Below are 22,250 nucleotides of genomic sequence, written 5' to 3' on the forward strand. Positions count from 1 at the left end.
AATGAAAAAAAGAAAAATCTCACTCTTTCATATAGCATTGGCATTTATGCTAATTGCAGTGCTCACACTTGCCGGACTCCTGGTATTTATGAAACCTGCTAAGAAGCCTTTAAACAGGAATGTTGCTTCCAATGATACTATTGCAGAAGAGCCAAAGCCGGTTTTCAGGAAGGATGGCGAAGTTGTTTTCTGGAAAAAGGAAAGCAATAAGGAAATTGTCCGTATTGATGTGGAAATTATGGATGATGAGGCTGAAAGGGCTTTGGGCCTGATGTATCGCGATTCATTGCCGCAACAATCGGGGATGCTGTTTCTTTTCCCGATGGAAGCCCCAATGGCTTTCTGGATGAAGAATACCCGATTTTCACTGGATATTATTTATATCAATGAAAATAAGGAGATTGTGGATATTGCGAAAGGCACAACTCCTTATTCCGTCGAACAAGTTCCATCAAAATTACCAGCCCAGTATGTAGTGGAAGTTCCAGCAGGATTTACTGACAGATATGGAATTAATGAAGGAGATTTCCTGAAGTTCTAAGGCCCTGAAAAAAGCCAATTTTACTTTTGAAGTACATCTGTTTTATTCAGTTATCTCAAATCTGCTATAAACGCACCCTTTTCTCTTGTGCTCCAGTATGGTATGCCCTTCTTTTTGCAGGATTCTATATACTTATTACATCTGGATGTTGCTACTGATCCATCAAGAATAATCATTTCAGGGGAATAGTATTTAAGTAACTGATCCAGTGTTAGCCATTGATTTCCGGTAATCACCAGGTAATCAAGCGTAAGTTTTGAAGCGCATTTGCGTGCAAGTGGTAACCCTTTTATCAGGCCAATCTTTTTATTTTGGTATTGCAGTATTTGCCCGTTTATTAGACTTTTTGGAATTTGTTCATATAAAAAGGTTAGCTGGTGATATGTAATGTCCTTTAAGCCGAAAAATGTACGGCTTCCACCCAGGTTAAAATCAATGGATTTAATATCCCCGCTTAATAAAGAATCCATGTGTAATAGGCTACTTCTGCCATTAATAAAACCAATGGCTGTATGCTTGTTAATATGATAAACTACAATCTTGTTTTGGTGCATGAATTTCAAGTTGTCAAAAGTGCTGAGCAGACAAAAGGCTGTCCATAAGCAGAAAGCGATTTTAAAGTAAGTTTTCCTCTTCAGGATGAGAGAAGAACTGATGGCAATAATGCATCCATAAATCAGCAGCATGCGGGGCATAGTCAGGTACAAGTTGGGAACCAGGGAGTAGGGCAGGGAATCGATAAAATGTGCAATCCCATTAAGGGCAGTTACCATATAGGAAGTTATGAGTGCAATAATATTACATAGCCATGGAATGAAGGAGGTAGCCAATACACCCATTCCTGAATAAATGACCAGGTTTGAAAGAGGTATTACCAGCAGGTTGGCCGGAAGGAAATACACCGGGAATTGATGGAAATAGTATAGCGACAAAGGGAAGGTAACCCATTGTGCAACCAGCGACATGGCTGTCAGGCTCCAGATTTTATCGATCCACCAAGATTTGGGTTGCCATATCCGGTAAACGTATTCATAGATGAGTACAATTCCGCAGACTGACAGATAACTGAATTGAAAGCCAATATTGGTTATCAGGTATGGATCCATCAACAACAGGAAAAAAGCGGAAGTAGCCAGTGAATTGATGATATGCACATTCCTTTTACCGGTATTGCCAAGCACCACAAAGGTGAACATGGCTGCAGCCCGCTGAGCTGCCGGGGAAAGTCCGGTGATAAAGGCATAAAACCAGATCAGAACCAGGATCAGTACCAGCTTGATATATTTCCCATGCCTGATCCGATCCAGAAAGCCCAGCATCATATTCAGGACAAGGTAAATAATACCCACATGTAATCCCGATATCCCGAGTATATGAACCACTCCTGCACTGCTGTATTCCTTGCGGGTTGAATAATCCAGCTCATCATCATATCCAAGGATCAGGGTAGCAGCCACTCCAAATTCCTCGCCCTTTAAATCAGTGTTCTTCAGGATATTCAATAAATAGTCGCGAATGCTGACAGCTGCTGATTTTAAGGATAAGGATGAGTTTTTTTGTACTATTATCCATTCCTTTCCTGTAAGGTAAACCTGGTGATAAATGCCTTTGCTTTCAAGGTATTTTCGGTAATTGAAAGAACCCGGATTAGAAGGAGGAGCCACCTCAACGGGACGTTTACCAATGAAAAGGATATCACCATAGGATGGCAACTGAATGGCACTATCTTTAGATAAGTAAATTAAAACGTTCCCTGAACAAGCTTTGTAAATGCCTTGATCCCTAATGGCAATAACTTCTGCAATCAGCTTCCAGGATCTTTCCTTTTCAGTTGCAGGTTCTGAAATCCTGACCATACAAGAAGTTCCGGTTTCTATGGAAAGATGGCCCGGGCGGTCTTTGTAAATATGATTAATCAACGACTGATATCCCAAAAGGATGAGGCATAAACTCAACAGAAATCCGAAAATCCATCGGCTTTCATATTTGCCTTTTCTTTTATTCCGGCTGTTCCAGGCTACAAGTGCAAAAAAAAATGCCAGGATAATCGGGCCTATCCACAAACTAATGTATTGAAGCCAGATTGCCAATATGATTCCAAGCATGTAAGGAGCAAGAAGCCTTATCATCGGGAATTGATGACGGTATTGCATAACTAATATTTAAACTTTATAAAAAATTGATAATAAGTATAATAGAAAATAATTGTAAGCTATGTAATGATATGTCAAAGCCTTGGCAAAGATACAATAGCTCTGTCTGGTTTGTTCCCGGTGTTATAAACTTATTTCTGAGTTACAAGTTCTTTATATGCAACTTGTATGTCAGGATTTGTGTGATTACTTAGAAGCTGATCGATGCGGGAATGATAAGCTGATTGCGCATTAAAATACTTCAGGCAATCAAGACTGGCATTCCTTATTTTGTAGTTCCAGTGAATAAGCCCGCTGCCAAGATTCAGGATTACTTCATCATTGCAGTAATTCAGCTTTTTCAGGACATTCATGGCGTTAATCCTGGTCTCAAATTCATAGCTTTCACTGCTGTAACCGACTAATTCATTCAGATGCTTTTTCGATCGTTCTGATGAAATTTCAAGCCATTTCATCCGGATATTCTTCCCTCTCCAGCCTTCTTCATTTTTTGTTAAGGAAAGGTATCGGGATTGTTCAGAAGGAAATGACCGGCACAGAAGTTCCAGTGCAAGTTCCACATTCAGGTAGGAGGGGTCGGTAAGGCATTTTTCCAGTCCGGCTTTCAGTTCTGCAGGTACACTTTTGAGGTTTTTAAGCACTGCCAGTCGCACCTTGTCATTTTGATCCGCTATCGCTTTTTGTAATATTTCAATGGATAAAGGATGAGTGTCGCTTGCTAACTGGGCCACTATTTCTGACCTGATCAGCACTGAAGTTTCCTTGTAAAAGCGTACATAAAGATCTTCTCTTTTTGTTTCGAGCTTAATTTCCTTCATTGCGAGCAAAGCATCATACCTGTCGATCATGTTTTCTGCTGAGGAAAGTTGTGCAATCAGTTCAGAATAAGTCCTGTTGAATGTCACATGTTTAATGATTTTCCTTCCGGGGTCAAAAATTACAAAAGCAATTTTCTTTCCTTCTGGATTTGGAATGCTAACCCATTCGCGTTTCTCACTTATCCATTGCTCTTTGGAACTAATACTCCCGTCAGCATAATGAACTTCAAAACCAATGGGCATTTTGAAAAGGCCGATAAGCTTTCCTGTCTCATGCCTCTGTTCCACCATGATTCGTGTTTCATCCTGACCGGTTTTATTTTTAATCTCTTCATAAGAAACCTGGTAGCTGGGTTCACCTCCGTGAAGGATCCATTCCTCGAAGAACCATTCCAGGGATTGCCCGGTGGCTTTCCTGATACACTGAAGAAGGTCAGAAGTTTCGGCGGTTTGATAGGGGAATGTTTCAAGGTACAGCTTGATTGAAGCTTTGAATTCCTCATCTCCCAAAACATCCCGAAGCATATCAAGTACCAGCGAACCCTTAGGGTACCAGCGGTCACGGCCACCCATCGAATGGCCTACCGGATAAGCATCCTTCATACCTGCATCAAGCGTTTCCTGAAGTTCCTTATTCCTTACTTCCTGGTAATAATCCTCTCCGAATATATGTTGCTCAAATTTCTTGGCATAATAAGTGGCAAAACTCTCTGTAAGCCAGACATCCTTTCCTTTAAGATGGGAAACATAATTCCCAAACCACTGGTGCGCCAGTTCATGTGCGTTTACATTCACATAATTCCTTCCTAAAAAGCCTCTTTCATCCACCATGAGATAGTCGCCGAAAATGGTGGCAGTGGTGGTTTCCATGGCTCCATACATATAATCAATTACCGGAGCCTCCCGATAGAGTTCCCAGGGGTAGGCCAATCCAAACTCCTCTTCAAAAAAATCAAACATCTCAGGCATATACCTGTAGGCTGGTTCAACATGATCTTTCCAGTCGGGGTAATACCAGAGTTCCAGCGGTAAGCCTTTATTTGTTTTACGACCTTCAAACTCATATTCACCAATTACCAGGCTTGTAGAAAAGAAGGGGTGTGGGTGGTTCATAGCATAAACCCAGGTTTGGGTGTGATCATCGTTTTTAATCACTTTCTGCCTTACACCATTGTTAAAAACCTTGTACCTTTCATCCACCTTAATGGCCATATTAACTGTTATAATCCCATCCTGGTAAGGAATCCAGTGATTCGGGCGATGTGCCCATATCTGCTTTCTTTTTGTCTTTTTTGGATCATTCCATCCTACAAAATACAATCCATCTGTTGGTTTGGCTGAATACCTGAAATAGACCGTATTTCCGGATGACCATTTGGGAATGTTTCCTGGAAAAATCAAAACATCACTTCCTTTCATGGAAAAGGGGACATCCACACCATTGACCCTTACACTGTCGATATTGATTTCTGGAACTGAGAAAACCAAAGAATCAATTGTTTCTTCGAGACTGCTGAAGGTAAAGGTGGCTGATCCCTCAACCAGTGTATCATAAGGCTTTATGTATAGATGTGCGTCCAGGTGATTCAGCCGGATATTTTTATCTTGTATTTCATGGGAAGCGTCATAAGGATAAAAAATAACCTTTTCCTGTCCTGAAGTAGGAGAAATCAAAGCACTGATTTGAACAATAATCATGAAAGCAAGTAGCGCTTTCTTCCGGGAAAGTAAATTGAATAGCATCTTTATCAATTGTGATTTGAACTCAAAACTAAGGGATTAATTCTTTGTAATGATATTCTTAAAGCAGAAGATTTACTGATTTGTATGTGGCGATAGAGAAAACTGATGTTAAATGTATTTCATTTCAATCAAAAAAAATTTGCCGGAGGCTTGTAATGAGTGAGATATTATGGTATCTTTAAACTTACCAAACCCTTCTATGTTTTTCAGAATGAACCGAGTATCAGTGTCCCTGGCTTTCGTGCTATTATTATTGGCATGCAGAATTGAAGCCCAACCCGTATTAGACGGTTATAAAGTATATTATGGTGATCTGCATAATCATTGTAATGTTTCTGATGGACAAGGCACAGTTGATGCAGCTTATAACTATGCTAAAAATACATCACAACTCGATTTCTTTGGACTCTCCGATCATGCAAACCTGATGAGCCAAAGCGAATGGACATTAATTAAGAATACTGCCAATGCCTATAACGAGGATTCGGTGTTTGCAGCATTCTATGGTTTTGAATGGACAACCTACTTCAGTTATGGGCATGTCACAGTGGTAAACACCGATGATTTCTGCTCGAGTGGCTCTCCTACCAATACCTTTGTGGGGTTAATGAATTGGCTGGGAACCCGGAATGGGATTGCCTTTTTTAACCACCCGGGCTGGGATGCTTTAGCTTTTAATGAATTTGATCATTTTGCCGATCCTCCATCCGATAAATTTGTGGGTATTGAACTTTTTAATGATCAGGATGGATTCAGCAAGTATTATTACAATAATGGATATTATAATAATGATGGTAACAAAGGGTATTATGATGAAGCCTTAATCCGCGACTGGAAGATTGGGGCTGCAGGTGGTGACGATAACCATACGGCCAACTGGGGAAATAAAACACCCTGGAGGGTAGGGGTCTTGGCTACTGCTTTAACAAGGACAGATATCTTCAGTGCTTTTCAAGCCAGGCGATTCTTTTCCACTATGGACAAGAACCTGGTTGTTTCGATCAATATTAACGGGTTCGATATGGGCTCAACTATTCAGGGGGGTAATTGGAATGCAGTGGTTGAAGCATTTGATGGCGATAATGAACTGATTACAGATATTAAACTGATGAAGAATGGATCCCTTTTACTAACATGGGATCAGGATGATACGCATCCAATAGCTTCATTTCCCGTTGCTTGTGCCGATGGTGACTACTTCTATGCGATAGTGCATGAAGCGGATGGGAATGAAGCCATTTCTTCCCCGGTATTCATTTCAGGCATTGCACAACCGCCCTTAATTACACTTACGGCCCCAACCAATGGAGCCATTTTTCCTTCCGGTTCCAATATCTCTATGGCCGCAACGGCATCCGACAGCGATGGTTCAATCACCTGGGTCAAATTCTACCTGGATGATGTATTAATTGGCCAGGATAGTCTGGCTCCTTATACTTACTCGTGGAACAATGCCAGCACCGGAACTTACAGTATTTATGCCAGGGCTTTTGATTTCACAGGCTTAGTTACTGGTTCGGATACTATTGTCGTTACGATCGACCCTCCCCCGACGCTTTCGGTTACACCTGAATCCAGGCAAGTTAGCTATGAACCTGGAACCACGACCTATGAAGTTAGTTCTAACATAGGGTGGGTGGTAAGTTCTGATCAGACGTGGTGTTCTGTAACTCCTGCCGGATCAGGAAATGCATTGATAGAAGTATCGTATAGTGAAAATCTTTCTCCATCGCCGAGGACGGCTATCATTACTATTGACGGCCCGGGCTTGCCTCCTGTAAATGTTACAGTTAACCAGGATGGAGTCCCTTCCCGGATGCTTAACCTTGGTTTACTTTTGCAAGGATTATACCTCGAAGCAGGACAGATGCGGCCGGCATCGGATGCGTCAGGAAATCCTTTTTTTGGACAAGGAATTGCTGACAAGATTATAGTTGAACTTCATGAAACCGGCGATTATTCCAGTATTGTGTATTCCTCCGAACCTTCAAACCTGCTTATTGATGGTTCTGCGGTAGTATTGATTCCGGAGATTTATGGGGGTAATTATTTTGTGACTGTTAAACACCGGAATAGCATAACTGTTGTAAGTGCCCAGCCCTTATCATTCGCGGTATCTGCAGTAGAGTTGGATTTCAGGTTGGAAGGAACGGCTTTTATGGATAATATGCAGGTTTTGCCCGAGGGAGAAAGGCTGATGTTTGCAGGTGATATTAACCAGGATGGAGTTGTGGATATGAACGATGTAAACCTGATAGAATATGAAGCAGGTATTTTCTTGTCGGGGTACAGACCCACTGATATTAACGGCGATGGATGCATCGATAGTTCAGATCTGATCCGGGTGGATAATAATGCCCGTTCGAATGTGAGTGCTGTCTTTCCTTAAGATGCCTCTGCAAAGGAAAGCATCCTTTTTAAGAAAGATCTTTTGTGTCGATTTGCTTACCTGATGCTCCGGAACTTTCCTTCAATTTCAGAGGAAATTCTTCCAAAAACCTCCTCAAAGGAACCCAGTCCATCCACCTTGCTCACCCCATGAAGCTGGTTGTATTTCTGAATAACTGGCATGGTTTTTAATTCATGCTCCTGCAATCGCTTAACAATTTTTGCCGTACTGTTGTCGTAAGGCATACATCGTTCGGTTTTGCTCCTGGTATCCAGCCTGCTGATCAGTTCAAGGGTAGGAACTTCTATCTCAATCACCATTGAAATGGAAGAATTATGCTTCTTCAGCAGTCCATCGAGAATATAGGATTGCACCAGTGTTCGGGGATATCCTTTAAAGATGAATCCTTTTATCCCCTTACTTTCTTCCAGTTTCTTTTCAATGAGTTGAACAACTATCTCATCAGGAACAAGTTGTCCGTTTTCATAGAGTTCAGTTATTCTTTTCCCTGTTTCTGTTTTTTTTCTGATCTCATGATCGAGCATCGGGCCAGTAGCTACATATTCGAGGCCGAAATGCTTTGCCAGTGCTATTCCCTGCGACCCCCTGCCGGATCCAGGATAACCGAATAAAACAATATTGAAAAGGCTCTTGCTTAATTCAAGGGCAACAATTGACTTTATTTTTTCATGAACCTTTTCGATACTGAGCGTTCCATCAACTTCAAAATAGATACCTCTGTCGCGATAAAACTGAAGCACTGGCAGCGTTTTTTCATTGTATTCACGCAAACGGTTCCTGATTACCTCTTCATTGTCATCAGAACGTCCGGAAGTCTTTCCCCTGTTCATCAGCCTGCTCACCGATTCCTCTTCCGGCACGCTAAGGCTGATCAGGCAATTCAGAGAAGTATTCAGTTTGATCATGAGTCCTTCCAGAATATATGCCTGAATATAGGTCCTGGGGAATCCATCGAACAGGAAGCCATTTGAACCGGTATTCTCAGTAATGGTTTTTTCAATGATCTGAACGATGATTTCGTCAGGAACCAGTCCACCAGAGGCAATGATATGCTGGGCTTCAATGCCTAATTTGGTTTTTTCAGCCATTTCCTTACGAAGTAAAACACCTGTTGAAATATAGAACAGGTTATATTTCTTTACAAGGAATTCTGATTGGGTTCCTTTTCCTGCTCCCGGAGGGCCAAATAATGCGATATTGAGCATAACAATGATTAAAAGTTTACTATTCAAAGGTAACCTGATTAGCTCTCATTTTAAAGAGTAATCTGTAAACTTTCGTACGTCTCAAATGGAGGAATGTTTGGTGTTGCGCTGAATCTGAAATAATCGATGCCTGTTTTTCACTTTGAATCCTGGAGGGTAGAGGCAGTATATTATGGATACCTTGCAATTCTGCTCGTCGGCTACATTCTTCAAAAGTCAGTGAATCCGCATCAGGCAGAGATGTAGACTAAGTGATTGAGTTCTTATGATTCATGAATATGGATTCAATATATAGCATTCTTCGTTTTCAACTGCAAGATATCTGAAAAGAAGTGTCTTGTATCACTGATTACCAAAGCGTCAAATAGAGTGAGTGTTCCTACCTGGGAGATGCTACATTGAAATAACTCCCTGTGCGATTCATTACCAGAGGCATGAATCTCCACAGGGAGTTATTCCGGTCTTAAGATTTTATAATCTTACTTGCAGTATTTTTCAAGGTAGCCCTTAGCCTTGTCATTGCCCATTGCTGCAGAAATTCTCCAGTCGGGGCACATGAGTCCGTCGCCCGACAAATAATGTGCAGCCCCCTGTTGAAATAGGCGTCCTTATTTTTTGGCTCATGAGAGATAGCAGAACTGAAATCAGCTATACCCGATTTGTAATCCTGTAACTGAACGTAGCAGTTTCCCCTGTTGAGATAGCTCAGGACATGTTTTGAATCGAGTTCAATAGCTTTACTAAAGCTAACGATTGCTCCCTCGTAATCTCCTGTTGAGGCCTGGGATGTACCTTTGTTGTAATAACTTAGCTGGTAATTTGGATTACTGATAATGGCAGAGTCGTAATCTGACAATGCTTCTTTATGTAAACCCATTTTAGCTCGTTCTACCCCACGGTAATTATAAGCATCTGCAAAGTTCTTTTTTAATCGTATGGCTTTTTCGAAATCTATCAGTGCCTTACCACTCTGGAAAGCATCACTGTACATTTTTCCCTCTGTAATAATAGTAAATTGCTTCATCTGGTTTGTATTGAATCGCCATATTAATATCTTCCATGGCTCCTTCTTTATCACCGGATTCGATACGCGCTTTTGCCCGATAGAAATAGGCATTGAAATTTTTTGGAAATTTTTTAAGTGCAGCAGTGAAATCAACGATTGCTCCCTCTAAATCACCCTTCTGGGCTTTTTGTAATCCTTCAAGTAAAACCGGTGGGCGATAGGGGTCAATAAATTTTGGGGGAGCTGGCTTTTTCCCGGTTTTTGAAAGTGTGTCACCGCTTTCAGCATTCATCCTTTCACTTGCCTGGCTCCATGAAGTATCCGTCAATGCTGATGATTGGAATCCAGGCTCTTTTTTCACCTTCGTTGAATCCGGAAGGTTTTGCTCCCAGTTGAAAAGAGGGAATGATTCAGTGAAAGAAATGGATTTGTTCCCAAATAGGTTCTGATTGAAACTTATCAACAGCACCAGGAGGAGGATTGAAAATCCGTTATTTAATTTGGTCATATTTTTTGTCTGTATTTGTTATATAGTTAAGTGCATTTTTTAATTTGACTTGGTTTAAATTCAATCTTTTTTGATCATCAGTCAAATGTACCAGGATTCCTTACTGATGATTTTCAACAATTAGTTTCGCTGCTTTTGCTGAAGCTCCGTTCTCTCCTAATTTGGTTTTCATCTCTTTATAATCAGATTTCATTTGAGAATACTTATTCTCATCTTGCAATATCGAGTGAAGTTCCTTTGAAAGGGCACTCTTTGTAAATCGATATTGAATCAGTTCTTTTACTGCTTGTTTCCCAAGTACCAGGTTAACGAGTGAAATAAATTCAACTTTAACCAGCATCCATGCCAGCAAGGCTGTAATAAAACTCATCCTATAGCAAACCACCTGGGGTGTTCCGATGAGTCCGGTTTCAAGAGTGGCTGTGCCTGAGGTAACTATTGCCGCTTTAGAAAAATGTAGAAGGTCATAGGTTTTCCCGGTAATTACTTTTATCGGTAAATCCCTGGTAAATTTCTTATAAAAACCTTCTCCCAGGGAATTTACTCCTGCAATCACAAACTGGTATTCTTTGAATTCAGGGATGATACTAAGCATAATGGGGAGAATTCGTGAAATCTCCTGTTTCCTGCTGCCCGGTACAACTGCAATAACTGGTTTGCCTTCCAAACCATATTCCTTAATAAATGATGGGTCTGGAATAAACTCATTGATCGTATCTAATAAAGGGTGACCAACAAATTCTACATGATATCCGAATTTAGCATGGAAGTCTTTTTCAAATGGAAGGACTACAAAAGCCAGGTCCGTTCTTTTATGGATATTATGTATGCGACTTTGACGCCAGGCCCAAACTTGCGGGGAAATATAATACACTATCCTGATTCCTTTATCATGGGCATATTTTGCAATTCTCATATTAAATCCGGGATAGTCGACCAATAGCACGGTATCTGGTTTCCAGGTATCAATATCAGATTTACAGAACTTAATATTCTTTAGGATAGTCCTAAGATTAAGCAAAACTTCCAGGAATCCCATAAAAGCCAGGTCCTTGTAATGCTTTACAATTGTGCCTCCGGCTTGTTGCATGCGATCACCTCCCCAACACCTGAACTCAGCGGAAGGATCAAGTAATTTGATTTCCCTGATTAAGCGTGAACCATGCAGGTCCCCGGATGCTTCTCCTGCTATTACGTAGTATTTCATAAGCTAATACTTGAAATGATCAGAAAGGCAGGTTGAAAGGTTTCCCATGGATGAATATAAAGAAACATGCCATCATAATTACGGTGATCCCAAGGATGGCACGTCCGGATTTCTCTAGCTTTGCCTTCACCATAAAGTATCTCATGATCAATAAGTTGGGGATGAGACATAGCAATAATAAATTGGAGTCAAAAAGGTTTGTCATCCTGAAAGAAGACATTATGAGTCTACCGATAGGAATAAAAACCAATACCGATACACAAGGGATGATCAAGGCAATAATTATACCATTTAAATACCCGTCAGATTTTAGAAAGGATTTTATACTCATGAACCTCGACTATTTATTTTCTATTGAAAAATCCCAGTCATTCAACTGTTTAATGGACAGGTAAGAAGTCAGGTCGATATGAACAGGGACAACACTGACATAATTATTCCTGATTGCCCATTGATCAGTATCTGTGCCTTCATCCAGGTCTACGAAGCGGCCCTGAAGCCAGTAATAATTGCGTTTATGAGGGTCTTTACGTTCATCGAAGGATTCATCCCAGATTGCTCTTCCCTGCCTGGCAACCTTCACCCCTTGGAGCACTTCATCGTTCTTTGCCGGGAAGTTCACATTCAGGCATACTCCGGTATGCAGCCCTTTCTCAAGGACATTATTGCATATAGTGGTAATATAATCCCCACAATGGCTGAAATCAGCATAATAAGAATAGTCATTCAACGAAAACCCAATCGATGGAATATCCTCCATGGCTCCTTCCAATACAGCAGCCATAGTTCCTGAATACAAAATATTGATAGAAGAGTTAGACCCATGATTGATTCCGGAAACAATAAGATCCGGATTTTGCCTCATGATCACTTTCTGACCAAGTTTAACACAATCGACAGGCGTTCCGTTGCAGCTATATTCTTCGTATCCTTCTTCTTTTGCAATTTCATGAATCCTGAGTGGAGTCTGGATGGTAACAGCATGTGCCATCCCGGACTGAGGCTTATCAGGAGCAATAACTGTTACATCTCCCAGGTTTCGCATAATACCAATCAGGTATCTTAAACCAGGTGCAGAAATGCCATCATCGTTTGTAATCAGTATCTTAGGTTTTATCATCTTTAAAATGCAATAAAAATCTTAATTATTGGCCTTATCCTCGGTTAAGGATGCTTCGTGGTGGTGACTTTCCGGTATACTGGTTACACCGGCTGTAACAATAAACTTCATCACCTCTGTGGGTGATGCGTCAATAGCAGTAACATTTTCAGCAGCAATAATGAACAGATTGCCTGAAAAGTTATAGGAATGAGGCAGATAAACAGCAACCATTCCTTTTTCAATGCCTAGTTTAGTGAGGTCATGCTGTGTGATGAACCCCAGTTTATAGAGTTCAGCATCTTTATTAACCCTAACAAGCACAGGCTCGGTAAATTTCTTATCCTTCCCTACAAAGGCTGACATGAAATCTTTTATAGAAGTATAGATGATTTTTACCAATGGAGCCTGGCTGATGATTTTGTCCAGTGAATTCAGAATTGGTTTAAAGAGGATGGTTCCTCCAAGATAACCAATAAATGTAATGGTTACAAGGATTATTACCAATCCTAGTCCGGGGATCTTTATTCCTGTGAGGTTTGTGAGTGCCACAATCAACAATCCATCCACAAACTCAAAAAGCATCACCAATGCATAGATTGTAATTGCTAATGGAGCAATAAGTATAAGTCCCTGCAGGAAAAACCGAACAATCTTTGCCATTTTTATTGAATAATCTGCAAAATTACGGATTTAATTGCCAGCTCTTCTATCACTTACTGATTTAACAGCAATTAACAATCTTCCTTTTATTACTTACCCCATACTGTTACACGAAATGTAAATCCAGCAGAATAAAATGGAAATACAACCTTTTCTTCAGAAATTCCCCCTTTGTACTTGTTTTAATATTAAATCATTTTATAATGAAAGCAATATTTATAGTTTTAAGTGTCAGCATTTTAATCGCTGGTTGTGGGAAATTGACTGATGATTCTGATGCTTCGGTGGAAGTAATGAATTATCATGACCAAATCATCAAATCCTATGATACAATAATAGTGATTCCATATAGCGACGATGGAGGCAGCTATTATCCGAGGAAAGACGAAGCCTGCGACTCAATTGACTATGATAATGATGGTGTATTGGATTTTCTGCTCTATTCAAGTCATGAACAGCGCACAGGTCAATCCCCTCATGCCTGGTATATTGACCGTCTCGCATTTATCCGTTCTATTAACCCGGATTATACAATTGCTTTAAGTCCTTCAATCCCGGAAGGGATAAATAATTTTACAATGGGTGACAGGGTGAACAAAAGCTTCCTTTATTCCGAGAAGGGATTTATCTACCGTGACTTTAACGATGTGAACTCTGTTGAAAATGTGATACACAATGCAGGGGAGATTTTTATTGGTATCCGCAAGGAGAATGGATATCACAAATATGCATATGGATTTATTCAAATGCGGTTTATAGGGTATATTATCCTGCAAAGGTCAGTGCTTGGGAGCCATTGGACAGGTTGCCAGGTAGTGCCTTATTAAAATACTAGTGCGTATCATCTTTAAGGAATTTTTTTAATTCCTCCCAAAACAATTGCACCGGAAATCCCATTACATTGTAATAACACCCTTGAATGCCGGTTACCCCGGTATACCCTATCCAGTCTTGTATCCCATAAGAACCCGCCTTATCATAAGGACGATGGTGGTCGATGTAAAAATGTATCTCAGCATCAGAAAGGATTTTGAAACTGACTGATGTTTCAGCATGGAAAACATGTAATGAATGATTCGATTTCAGACAAACTCCTGTAAATACCTGGTGTGTTTTACCTGATAACATTTTCAGCATTTCGATGGCCTCCTTTTTCCCGGAAGGCTTTCCGATATACATCCCATCCAGCCATACAATGGTGTCTGCAGTGATAAGTAATGACTTGTCAGGATATGCTGAGATGTTGAATGCATTGGCTTTAAGTTCACATAAATACCTTGCAATTTCAACACCTTTAAGCTCTTCAGGATAGATTTCCTCCACATCAATATCCACTAATTCATATTGTAAGCCTAGTTCTTTAAGCAGATGTTGCCGACGGGGCGATTTTGAACCGAGAAGAAACCGGTGTTCAGGAAAGCTGTGTGGTATCATTTAATAATATGTATTTCAAAGTTTAAAGTTTATCCAGATCCAGGCCATTGAAGCAATACCTCCAACCATAATCCATTTTACCAAAGTACTTAGTCTGTGGAATGATGCCTTTGATTTTGCCCGGAAGAGCAATAGTATTAACACTAACATCGGTAACTCCACAGCAAATATCAACCAGGCCACAACCATTGGGAAATCCATTTTACTTAAAAAAACCTGTCCAATTATGAGCAGAGCGAGAAGCACTATGCACAATCCAAGCAAAAGAAATCGTGTTTTTTTTACCCCGAGTACAATCGGAACTGACCGGCAGCCATGGCGGGAGTCACCTTCCATGTCTTCCACATCTTTGATAATTTCCCTGATGAAACTGAGCAGGAAGGCAAACACTACTATACCAATAGCAATTTTTGAAATAGGTTTTGTTTCATAAAGATTGATGCCAGAACGTTTCAGCAAAATCCATTCAAAAAACCAGGCCATTCCAAGTGTTAACGATGACATGAACGACACAGCAAGATTTCCCCAAACCAGGCTTTTTTTAAGCCGGATAGCATACCACCAGACAGATATTAAAGCAAGTATGAGTGGAATCAAGGGTGTAGAGGTACCCATCATATAGGATAGTAACATCATTCCGGCCAGGCTCAGTAAACTCAAGGCAAGGGCACTTCCCTTTAGAATACCTGCATTGAAATTACCATCAACAGAAGGTCTGTCGGGGCGATTTACAAGATCAATATCGATATCATGATAATCATTGATTAAATAGCCTGTTACTGCTATGAGCATGGTAATCATCACCATTAGCCCGAAAGCAGTTGTTCCCATCTGAAAATCAGTGCCACTCATCGAATAATAAGGCTTCACAACGAAATACCTGAATGCATACATTGTCAATGCAATAATGACCAGGTTTGGTAATCGGATGAGTGTGATAAGCGACTTCAAGGACTTGGATTTAAAAGATGAGAGGCCTGTTTGAGATTTTATCGGATTTGAGATTTGAATATTTAGGGATAAATGATAATCTTCTGCACTGATTGTAATCTTTTGTCTTTAACAACCTGTAGCAGATAAATGCCTGGTGTTATCCCATTTATAGTGAGATTCGGAGATTGAATTTCGGAACGCTGAAACACGATGTTGCCAGGCATGTTAACAATAAACACATTTTCCAGACTCTCGCCGGACTCCTGCCATATCGTAAATGAGCCTTTAGAAGGATTTGGAAAAACCTTGCAATGATCATCGCAATTGTTAAATATGGGTATTGATGTTATTAACCCGCAGGGAATTGTATTGTCGGGATATAGTGTGATACCATCCTGACGGAAACAGTTAAGTACAAAGGTAGAAGCATCAGTTATATATCCGGGAGTAGGTTGTATCAACCCAAATGAGGAACCTAAACCTTCAATGATCGAAATTCCATACCAGTTGTTGATATTCCAACTTTTGCGATACGTTTCTCCAATCTTTACAGAATCAATGGATTCAACAATGGCAGGTGAAAAAGTAAATGTTGAAAGTACTCCCTGAATTGTATCTCCTAACAGAAGATTAAAATCATAAAGAAGTTGTTCTGTTGTTTCAGATGGTGCTATAAAGTAGACTTTTCTCTGTTGTTCATCTTCCCTGATCGCACCTTTATATCCGGGAGTATTGTAAGGTGAGCATGAGCCTAATGAACTAAAATCAACAAATGGAACTGTCAGTTTCTGGCAGGATGTTCCATTGATAGTAGTATCTCCTGAAAGAGTAATAGAGTATTCTTCAAAGCCAAAACCAAACATGCATTGTGCCTGGGTGTAATCAAAGTTCCAGGTGGCATTGCTATCTGGAAAAGGATGATAAAGGCTTGTCTGGGAAATGGCCTTAAAAGAACCTATCAAAAGAAAGAGAATGAGTAACTTTTTCATCAGCCTGAATTACTAAATAGGGTATATATAAATAGGATTTTAAGAGCATTAAGGTTGCAGTGTTATTTTTTCAAATTGCCGAGCCGAAGGCTTCCCTTCGGGAAATTGTCGAATTGTCGAATTGTCGAATTGTCGAATTGTCGAATTGTCGAATTGTCGAATTGTCGAATTGTCGAATTGTCGAATTGTCAAATTGTCAAATTGCCGAATTGTCAAATTGCCGAATTGTCAAATTGTCGAATTAACAATTGATCACCAATGGTAAGCATCTTCATTCATCCACTGTCCCTGGACTTTCAGAACCTGCTCAATCACATCGCGTACGCATCCATGTCCTCCGTTATGATGTGAAATATATGTTGCCAGTGCCTTGATTTCTTCAGCCGCATCAGAAGGACATGTGGGAACCCCTACCTTACGCATGATTTCATAATCAGGGATATCATCACCCATGAACAGAACTTCTTCAGTGCTGAGGCCATGTTCGGCAAGATATTCTTCAAAAACTTCTATTTTGCGTTCTACTCCGAGGAAAACATCACTTACCCGTAATGATTCAAAGCGTTTTTTTACTGATTCAGAATAAGCTCCGGATATGATGGCGATGCGATATCCCTTTTTCATAGCAAGCTGTAAGGCATATCCATCTTTGACATTGGCAGTCCGCAAAGCTTCCCCGTTACTCATGAGGATTACTGTACCATCTGTTAGTACTCCATCGTAGTCAAAAATGAAAGTATTGATCTTGAGGAGGCGTTCCTTATAATTTGACATAACTTACCTGAATGAAATTAAGCATTGAATCTTGAGATGATTTTTTCAGCCAACAATCGGTAAAGTTCTGCATATTCAGGCTGAGAAGCAAGTAAGTCAATGTGTTTCTGAATTACCTCAAGATCATTTCTTTTCGCCGGTCCTGTCTGGACCATCGCTGGATCCCCCAGGCAGGCTTTCCTGGATGTTTCGGTTATCAGAGGTTTAAGATCGTCAAAGTTCAGACCTTCCTTCCGAAGGATATCACTGGCCATCGTGAACATGAGGTTGGTATAATTTGAGGCAAAAACAGCCGCAACATGTAACATCATTCTCTGCCTGCTATCTGCAAAACGAACAATATCTGAAAGATCGGAAGCAAGTTTTTCTAAAAGTCTGAGTGTTGTTTGCCCTGAAGCTTCAATAAATATTGGAACTCTTGTGAGATCCAGTGGGATATCTTTTGAGAAGGTCTGGAGAGGGTAAAGGATACCATATTCGGAAGATAGGCTTGCCAGTGCCTCCATATTTATTGAACCTGCTGTATGCACGACTATTTGATTCTTCAGTTTGAGTTCTTTAACAACTGATGAAATCGCTGAATCAGTAACAGCAAGTATGAATAGATCCGTGTCCTGTCGGAGGTTCAAAAGAGAGGAAGTGTGGAAACAACCAAGTTCGTTTGCCAGCTTTTGTGCAGAATCTTCATTTCGGCTGTACACCTCTCTGATCAGGTATCCTTTTCTTTTCAATCCTTTCCCCAGGTGCCAGGCAACATTTCCGGCACCAATCAGACTAATACTCCGGATTTCGGAAGGGAAGGTCATGGGTTAGAGCTGCTAATCTTATTCTTTGGTAGTTTCTGTCGTCTTTCCTTCTTTTTTAGTGCTAACCCTTCGTATGATAGCATAACTTAAGCCTGAGAAAAGCAGGATGATCCCAAACCAGAGTACATTCATATAAGGGAATATCACAGCCTTTATAACAATGAAATCTTCCTTCTTTTCATAAATTCCAACCATGATGGCCTGAGAATCAGGGGACACGCCTTCAAAACTCAATTTCACGTTCAAAGCATCAATATTTGCATCTTCCCTCTTAAGTTCACCATTCACTATAAGGTACTTCATACTGGTTTCCAGGGCCCCCGCATTCATACTGAGTACCCTGAAATTGGCAGTCAGGGATGCATTATTGGGGTCTTCCTCCTTCATGTCGGCGATAATGGTATCGAGGATTACATAGCTTCTGGAAATGATGATCGTATCCTTCATATGCATCTCTTCCACACCTGACCTTGAATAGCCTGCTGAATCCACCGGACCATTGATTGTCTGGGTAAAACTGATGAAAGTATAGATGTCCTTATCAATAAAGTGCTTGGTATCCGGATTGTATACATTTCCCATTCTTTCATTATGATTCACGGAAGGGAATACAGAAAATGCGATTTTCCCTTCTGAAAAGTCCTCTTTTTTAACAAAATCAAGTTTATAGAATGTTTCACGGCCTTTTTCCTCACTACTGCTATATGTCACCAGGTATTTACCCATAGGCTGACTTATACCTTTCATCAGAAGCAGGTTTTCCTTATTGTCTTCTGCCTGACCGAGGTCCATTCCTGAAGTATTCCTGGAAATTACTTGTGAATTGCTGAAAGCAAGCAAAACGCCAAGAATGAAAATGGCAAAACCCGCATGAGTGAAAGCTGAACCAAGGTTCGTAGTTTTGCGCATGTATTTAATGATATAATCAATGGAAACTGTGGTGGCAAATATTACAAAATATAACAACAACAGGTGACTAATACGGGTAATGCCATCTCCAAAAGCCACCAGGGCAGATACCAGCAATGCAATTCCCGCATTGATCATCATCTTTTTTAGAAAGGGCTTTACTTCATTTCTGCCATAAGTAAGATACTGGCTGATGGATATCAGTAATGCGACAAGTAAAGCGAATGGTAGTTGCCATGTGTTATAAAAATTGACATTATCAACAGGAGGTGCGATAGCAGTGCCAAGGACTTTGTTAATAACTGGGATTGAAGTAGTAAGGATTACCTGGAATGCTGAAAGTACTATGATAACAGAACCAATAAGCATCCAGAATTCCTTCGAAATTACCTCATCACCATCTTTCTTTGCGAAATATTTCCTCTTTATTATCAGTAGAATAATTGGTATAATAAGGAAGAGCCCGTTGAAGATTAGCATCTGCAATGCCATTCCGCTGTCTCCAAAGGCATGAACAGAAGTTTCTCCAAGAACCCCGCTTCTGGTAAGATAAGTTGCATAGACCACAAAGAACCATCCTAAGAAGGTGAACAGGTAGGTTGTTCCATAGGAATGGAATCTTTTACTGGCAATCAGCATGAGGTGTAAGGATGCCACGAGCAATAACCAGGGAACAAATGAGGCATTCTCAACCGGATCCCATGCCCAGAATCCACCAAAAGTAAGGGACTCATAAGCCCATCGACCACCCAGGATAATCCCGTTTCCGAGTAATAAGATTGAAGCCAGTGTCCAGGGAATAGCAGGACGAAGCCAGCTATGATATTGACCTCTCCAGAGAGAAGCCAATGCATAACTGAAAGGTATAAGGGTGATGGCATATCCAAGGAATAATGATGGCGGGTGAATGACCATCCATATGTTTTCAAGTAATGGATTCAGTCCATTGCCATCAATGATCATGGAAAGATAATTTGGCTCTTTAAAAAGGTCAATTCCCATATTCTGTGGCATTTCCCTGAGGAGGTTGAATGGACTGGCTCCAATGTTAATGCCACCTAATTTAACGCCTAATACCATAGATATAAGGAATACCTGGCCGGAAAGAAAAACCGTCATTACCCATGGTTTCCATTCCTTTGCTGTCCTGAAGAGGATTAAACCGAGGAAGCCTTGTAAAAGTGCCCACGTCAGGAAACTTCCTTCCTGACCTGCCCATAAACTTGAAAGGAGGAATTTGGGAGCCAGGTCTTTTCCCGTATATTGCCACACATAAGAATATTCAAAATAGTGGTTGAATATTAAGAAATAAAGAGTTCCTATTGTAGCTAAGAGGGTTAGGAAGTGTAGGATAAAAAATGAATCTGCCGTCAATTCGTACTTCACGCGGATCCCAGGTTTCCGGGTAGCCTGAATGTAGAAAAAGATGGAAATCAGCAATGAAATTGTGCTTGCCCAGATAAATCCTTTACCTAAAGAACCAGCGAGGAGGTGCTCTCCTATATATTGTATATTCATGTATCGAAATATGTTTATGGCACAAATTTAATCTTAAAAACAAATAGAAAATGAACCTGCTTGTAATTTGGAATGCAATATTTAGAATCATTCAATGAAATGGAAACTGCCTAACCATTTTAAAGTATTGATAATAAGTCGTTTTTCCAATATTATTTCATTTGGCAAGACAAGATAAATTGAATTGAAGCAGTTGCTGAATATTCATATGTACATTACGACCGGCCATTTATTTCTTTCGTTGTGAAATGAAAGCCCAATTCTATACCTATGGATTAATTATTAGTGAATAATTTATTAATTTATTATTATTGCCTGTCGATTTCTTGTTTGTATCAAAATTTGTCTAATGGTTATTGAGATAAAGGAAGTTAAAAGCAAAAAGGATTTGCACCGGTTTATTCATCTGCCTGCTATTATTCATGAAGGTCATTCCAACTGGGTACCTCCAATTTATCTTGATGATCGTACTTTTTTCAATCCTTCTAAAAACAAAGCATTTGAATATTGCGACACCATTCTGGCACTTGCTTACAAAAATGGTAAGGTGGTTGGTCGGATTATGGGGATTGTGAATCACCGGTATAATGAGATTCATCAGGAGAAAGATGGACGTTTTTGTTTTATGGAGACATGGAATGATACGGAAGTATTCCATGCACTTATCTCATATGTAGAAAACTGGGCAAGGGAAAAGGGAATGCAGAAACTTGTCGGCCCCCTTGGCTTCTCAGATAAAGACCCACAGGGATTCATGGTTCATGGTTTTGGTGAGCCCATTGTATTGGCTACCAATGGCAATTTCCCTTATATGCCTGAGATGCTTGAAGCAGAAGGTTATACAAAGAAAATTGACTGTGTGGTATATAAGGTATTAATTCCTGATACTATTCCGGAATTCTACCAGGCCATTTATAAAAGAGCCTTGATTAATAATGATGTCGAAATCCTGGAATTCACCGAACGGAAAAAAATCAAACCTTTAATTCACCCTGTACTTAGGTTACTAAATGAAACATTTGCTGATTTGTATGCATTTGCTCCATTCGATGAGAAAGAAATGGATGATTTTGCCAACCGATACCTGCCATTGCTAGATCCCAATTTTATAAAAGTTATACGCGACCGCCAAGGCAATATTCTATCCTTCATTATAGGAATGCCTGATATAAGCAAGGGGATTATCGCTTGTAAAGGGCGGATTCTGCCATTTGGTATCCTTAGAATCATTCATGCCAGAGCAAAATCAAAGCAGTTAAACCTCTTATTGGGAGGAATAAGAGAAGAATATCGGGGGAAAGGACTGGATGTAATCATGGGGATAAAGATGCTGGAGACAGCAAAAAGGAGAGGGATGCATTTCATCGACAGTCACCTGGAACTCGAGACAAACCATAGGATGCGTCGTGAGATGGAGAAAATGGGAGGGGAGGTTTATAAAAGGTACAGGATTTATCAAAAACAAATAGTTGATTATTGAGCATTGAGTATTGGTTCACAGGTAGCCTTGTCGTAAAAGAATATTATTTATTTT

18 protein-coding genes are annotated in these 22,250 nt (G+C 40.2%); 4 read left to right on the plus strand and 14 right to left on the minus strand.

Annotated features, from left to right (window positions below; genetic code table 11):
• The first annotated feature begins 1 nt into the window (after position 1).
• Complete coding sequence (locus IPH84_10085; protein ID MBK7173562.1) at positions 2–541, plus strand: DUF192 domain-containing protein; 540 nt, start codon at positions 2–4, stop codon at positions 539–541.
• Positions 542–591: 50 nt separating this feature from the next.
• On the opposite strand, the gene IPH84_10090 is transcribed toward IPH84_10085, so the two are convergent.
• Together IPH84_10090 and IPH84_10095 are read right to left on the minus strand one after the other, a co-directional pair.
• Positions 592–2,694: a ComEC family competence protein gene (locus IPH84_10090; protein ID MBK7173563.1), complete on the minus strand. Its 2,103-nt coding sequence runs from the start codon at positions 2,692–2,694 to the stop codon at positions 592–594.
• Between the two features lie 131 nt (positions 2,695–2,825).
• Positions 2,826–5,255: a hypothetical protein gene (locus IPH84_10095; GenBank protein MBK7173564.1), complete on the minus strand. Its 2,430-nt coding sequence runs from the start codon at positions 5,253–5,255 to the stop codon at positions 2,826–2,828.
• A gap of 211 nt (positions 5,256–5,466) precedes the next feature.
• Between IPH84_10095 and IPH84_10100 the strand changes: the two genes are divergently transcribed.
• Positions 5,467–7,644, plus strand: coding sequence for a CehA/McbA family metallohydrolase (locus tag IPH84_10100; protein ID MBK7173565.1), 2,178 nt, complete (start codon positions 5,467–5,469; stop codon positions 7,642–7,644).
• Positions 7,645–7,700: 56 nt separating this feature from the next.
• Here IPH84_10100 and IPH84_10105 read toward each other — a convergent pair whose 3' ends face one another.
• The 6 genes from IPH84_10105 to IPH84_10130 all read right to left on the minus strand — a co-directional run bounded on the left by IPH84_10105 (position 7,701) and on the right by IPH84_10130 (position 13,353).
• The gene (locus IPH84_10105; protein MBK7173566.1) at positions 7,701–8,870 is read right to left on the minus strand and encodes an adenylate kinase; all 1,170 of its coding nucleotides are present in this window, start codon (positions 8,868–8,870) and stop codon (positions 7,701–7,703) included.
• A 463-nt stretch (positions 8,871–9,333) separates the two neighbouring features.
• Positions 9,334–9,894 carry a tetratricopeptide repeat protein gene (locus tag IPH84_10110; protein ID MBK7173567.1) on the minus strand — a complete coding sequence of 187 codons (561 nt, stop codon included), beginning with the start codon at positions 9,892–9,894 and terminating at the stop codon, positions 9,334–9,336.
• Complete coding sequence (locus tag IPH84_10115) at positions 9,851–10,384, minus strand: hypothetical protein (GenBank protein MBK7173568.1); 534 nt, start codon at positions 10,382–10,384, stop codon at positions 9,851–9,853. Before IPH84_10115 ends, IPH84_10110 begins: the two co-directional genes overlap by 44 nt.
• Before the next feature lie 100 nt (positions 10,385–10,484).
• Positions 10,485–11,591, minus strand: coding sequence for a lipid-A-disaccharide synthase (gene lpxB, locus IPH84_10120; GenBank protein MBK7173569.1), 1,107 nt, complete (start codon positions 11,589–11,591; stop codon positions 10,485–10,487).
• Positions 11,592–11,931: 340 nt separating this feature from the next.
• Entirely contained in the window at positions 11,932–12,711 is a 780-nt protein-coding gene (gene surE / locus IPH84_10125; GenBank protein ID MBK7173570.1) for a 5'/3'-nucleotidase SurE, read from the minus strand.
• Positions 12,712–12,732: 21 nt separating this feature from the next.
• Complete coding sequence (locus IPH84_10130) at positions 12,733–13,353, minus strand: DUF502 domain-containing protein (protein MBK7173571.1); 621 nt, start codon at positions 13,351–13,353, stop codon at positions 12,733–12,735.
• Between the two features lie 203 nt (positions 13,354–13,556).
• Here IPH84_10130 and IPH84_10135 point away from each other — a divergent pair, with 203 nt between their 5' ends.
• Positions 13,557–14,180, plus strand: a complete 624-nt coding sequence (locus IPH84_10135; protein MBK7173572.1) for a hypothetical protein — start codon at positions 13,557–13,559, stop codon at positions 14,178–14,180.
• 4 nt (positions 14,181–14,184) lie between these two features.
• On the opposite strand, the gene maf is transcribed toward IPH84_10135, so the two are convergent.
• From maf to ccsA, 6 genes are all read right to left on the minus strand, one after another.
• Positions 14,185–14,787, minus strand: coding sequence for a septum formation protein Maf (gene maf / locus IPH84_10140; protein ID MBK7173573.1), 603 nt, complete (start codon positions 14,785–14,787; stop codon positions 14,185–14,187).
• A gap of 15 nt (positions 14,788–14,802) precedes the next feature.
• The gene (locus IPH84_10145) at positions 14,803–15,738 is read right to left on the minus strand and encodes a geranylgeranylglycerol-phosphate geranylgeranyltransferase (GenBank protein MBK7173574.1); all 936 of its coding nucleotides are present in this window, start codon (positions 15,736–15,738) and stop codon (positions 14,803–14,805) included.
• Between the two features lie 62 nt (positions 15,739–15,800).
• On the minus strand, positions 15,801–16,709 hold the full coding sequence (locus tag IPH84_10150) for a T9SS type A sorting domain-containing protein (GenBank protein ID MBK7173575.1): 909 nt from the start codon (positions 16,707–16,709) through the stop codon (positions 15,801–15,803).
• 252 nt (positions 16,710–16,961) lie between these two features.
• The gene (locus IPH84_10155; GenBank protein ID MBK7173576.1) at positions 16,962–17,483 is read right to left on the minus strand and encodes an HAD-IIIA family hydrolase; all 522 of its coding nucleotides are present in this window, start codon (positions 17,481–17,483) and stop codon (positions 16,962–16,964) included.
• Positions 17,484–17,500: 17 nt separating this feature from the next.
• Positions 17,501–18,289, minus strand: a complete 789-nt coding sequence (locus IPH84_10160; GenBank protein MBK7173577.1) for a DUF2520 domain-containing protein — start codon at positions 18,287–18,289, stop codon at positions 17,501–17,503.
• An 18-nt stretch (positions 18,290–18,307) separates the two neighbouring features.
• Positions 18,308–20,716, minus strand: coding sequence for a cytochrome c biogenesis protein CcsA (gene ccsA / locus IPH84_10165; GenBank protein ID MBK7173578.1), 2,409 nt, complete (start codon positions 20,714–20,716; stop codon positions 18,308–18,310).
• A gap of 349 nt (positions 20,717–21,065) precedes the next feature.
• Between ccsA and IPH84_10170 the strand changes: the two genes are divergently transcribed.
• The gene (locus tag IPH84_10170; protein MBK7173579.1) at positions 21,066–22,196 is read left to right on the plus strand and encodes a hypothetical protein; all 1,131 of its coding nucleotides are present in this window, start codon (positions 21,066–21,068) and stop codon (positions 22,194–22,196) included.
• The last annotated feature ends 54 nt before the right edge of the window (positions 22,197–22,250 follow it).

It is taken from the genome of Bacteroidales bacterium (assembly GCA_016707785.1).
Classification (GTDB): Bacteria; Bacteroidota; Bacteroidia; order Bacteroidales; family UBA4417; genus UBA4417.

Coding starts and splice junctions, on each gene's coding strand:
- IPH84_10130 (MBK7173571.1), bottom strand. CDS start 13,353: ATGGCAAAGATTGTTCGGTTTTTCCTGCAGGGACTTATACTTATTGCT.
- maf (MBK7173573.1), bottom strand. CDS start 14,787: ATGATACCACACAGCTTTCCTGAACACCGGTTTCTTCTCGGTTCAAAA.
- IPH84_10170 (MBK7173579.1), top strand. CDS start 21,066: ATGGTTATTGAGATAAAGGAAGTTAAAAGCAAAAAGGATTTGCACCGG.
- IPH84_10095 (MBK7173564.1), bottom strand. CDS start 5,255: ATGCTATTCAATTTACTTTCCCGGAAGAAAGCGCTACTTGCTTTCATG.
- ccsA (MBK7173578.1), bottom strand. CDS start 20,716: ATGAATATACAATATATAGGAGAGCACCTCCTCGCTGGTTCTTTAGGT.
- lpxB (MBK7173569.1), bottom strand. CDS start 11,591: ATGAAATACTACGTAATAGCAGGAGAAGCATCCGGGGACCTGCATGGT.
- IPH84_10150 (MBK7173575.1), bottom strand. CDS start 16,709: ATGAAAAAGTTACTCATTCTCTTTCTTTTGATAGGTTCTTTTAAGGCC.
- IPH84_10135 (MBK7173572.1), top strand. CDS start 13,557: ATGAAAGCAATATTTATAGTTTTAAGTGTCAGCATTTTAATCGCTGGT.
- IPH84_10100 (MBK7173565.1), top strand. CDS start 5,467: ATGAACCGAGTATCAGTGTCCCTGGCTTTCGTGCTATTATTATTGGCA.
- IPH84_10110 (MBK7173567.1), bottom strand. CDS start 9,894: ATGAAGCAATTTACTATTATTACAGAGGGAAAAATGTACAGTGATGCT.
- IPH84_10155 (MBK7173576.1), bottom strand. CDS start 17,483: ATGTCAAATTATAAGGAACGCCTCCTCAAGATCAATACTTTCATTTTT.
- IPH84_10160 (MBK7173577.1), bottom strand. CDS start 18,289: ATGACCTTCCCTTCCGAAATCCGGAGTATTAGTCTGATTGGTGCCGGA.
- IPH84_10085 (MBK7173562.1), top strand. CDS start 2: ATGAAAAAAAGAAAAATCTCACTCTTTCATATAGCATTGGCATTTATG.
- IPH84_10090 (MBK7173563.1), bottom strand. CDS start 2,694: ATGCAATACCGTCATCAATTCCCGATGATAAGGCTTCTTGCTCCTTAC.
- IPH84_10115 (MBK7173568.1), bottom strand. CDS start 10,384: ATGACCAAATTAAATAACGGATTTTCAATCCTCCTCCTGGTGCTGTTG.
- IPH84_10105 (MBK7173566.1), bottom strand. CDS start 8,870: ATGCTCAATATCGCATTATTTGGCCCTCCGGGAGCAGGAAAAGGAACC.
- surE (MBK7173570.1), bottom strand. CDS start 12,711: ATGATAAAACCTAAGATACTGATTACAAACGATGATGGCATTTCTGCA.